This window comes from Streptococcus suis, assembly GCF_002964575.1.
Taxonomy (GTDB): Bacteria; Bacillota; Bacilli; order Lactobacillales; family Streptococcaceae; genus Streptococcus; species Streptococcus suis_R.
Window position 1 is genome coordinate 1 of sequence record NZ_POQQ01000016.1, and the last position, 1,917, is coordinate 1,917.

Genomic DNA, 1,917 nt, shown 5'->3' on the forward strand with positions numbered 1-1,917 from the left:
GTGACTGTAACAGTTTTAGCTTTCACAACAACAGTGAAGGCTTGGTCGATAGCCTTGTCAGTATCGAAGACTTGTCCACCGTCTTTGGTGAAGTCATCACGAACCACTTCATAACCTTGGTTTGTTAACTCTGTAATACGAGCTGTTGTGGTGTAGCTGATTGGCTCACCTGACTTACCAGTCACCTCATCAATAGCACCTAGCTGTTTGCCACCTTCATCTTGGTAAGTGATGGTAGCTTTTTGGGCATCTTTCACATATCTAACGATAACTTCAGTGTCTGGATCAGTTGCCGGAACATCCTGAACAGCTTCGACACTTGCCTTGTCTGGTGTGTAACCTGCAATAGCTGGTGTGTCTACTTTGTCGAAGTCATCATCAGTTGAGGTCCAGTCACCATAAGTCACTTCTTTAGTCACTAGGTTAACGGTCGCAGTACGTTTGTAGGTCAGCGTTTCAACGACATCTGGCTGAGCTTCTGAGCCATCTTCGTATTGGTACTTGATAACTCGTGTGACGGTTTGATTGAGGTCACTTTCTTTGACTCCATCTGGCCATTTTGGTCCGTCTGGCTTGCCTGGATCTACTGGTGTACCTGGATTTTTAGGATCTTCTGGGGTGACTGTAACAGTTTTAGCTTTCACAACAACAGTGAAGGCTTGGTCGATAGCCTTGTCAGTATCGAAGACTTGTCCACCGTCTTTGGTGAAGTCATCACGAACCACTTCATAGCCTTGGTTTGTTAACTCTGTAATACGAGCTGTTGTGGTGTAGCTGATTGGCTCACCTGACTTACCAGTCACCTCATCCACAGCACCTAGCTGTTTGCCACCTTCATCTTGGTATGTGATGGTAGCTTTTTGGGCATCTTTCACATATCTAACGATAACTTCAGTGTCTGGATCAGTTGCCGGAACATCCTGAACAGCTTCGACACTTGCTTTGTCTGGTGTGTATCCTGCAATAGCTGGTGTGTCTACCTTGTCGAAGTCGTTATCAGTTGAGATCCACTCGCCAGGAGTCACTACTTTAGTCACTAGGTTAACAGTCGCGGTACGTTTGTAGGTCAGTGTTTCGACAACATCTGGCTGAGCCTGACTTCCATCTTCGTATTGGTACTTGATAACTCGTGTGACGGTTTGATTGAGGTCACTTTCCTTCAAGCCATCTGGCCATTCTGGTCCGACTGGATTATCTGGGTCCACCTCAGTACCTGGATTCTTAGGATCTTCTGGGGTGACGGTTACTACTTTTTCTCTTACGACGACTTCAAATGGTTGGTCTGTAGCCTTATCTGTGTCGAAGACTTGTCCACCTTCTTTGGTGAAGCCATCTGTCACCACTTCATAACCTTGGTTGGTGAGCTCTGTAATACGAGCTGTGGTGGTGTAGTTAATCGGCTCGCCTGACTTACCTGTGACTTCATCGACAGTACCAAGCGTTTTACCTTTGTCATCTTTGTAGGTGATGGTGGCTTTTTGAGCGTCCTTCACATATCTAACGATAACTTCAGTGTCTGGATCAGTTGCCGGAACATCCTGAACAGCTTCGACACTTGCCTTGTCTGGTGTGTAACCTGCAATAGCTGGTGTGTCTACTTTGTCGAAGTCATCATCAGTTGAGGTCCAGTCACCATAAGTCACTTCTTTAGTCACTAGGTTAACGGTCGCAGTACGTTTGTAGGTCAGCGTTTCAACAACATCTGGCTGAGCTTCTGAGCCATCTTCGTATTGGTACTTGATAACTCGTGTGACGGTTTGATTGAGGTCACTTTCCTTCAAGCCATCTGGCCATTCTGGTCCGGCTGGATTATCTGGGTCCACCTCAGTACCTGGATTCTTAGGATCTTCTGGGGTGACGGTTACTACTTTTTCTCTTACGACGACTTCAAATGGTTGGTCTGTAGCCTTATATAAG

At 46.2% G+C, this 1,917-nt stretch carries 1 protein-coding gene; it reads right to left on the reverse strand.

The window, feature by feature from the left end:
- On the reverse strand, positions 1–1,917 hold a 1,917-nt coding region (locus C1E58_RS12045; protein WP_193441728.1), incomplete at both ends, for a mucin-binding protein.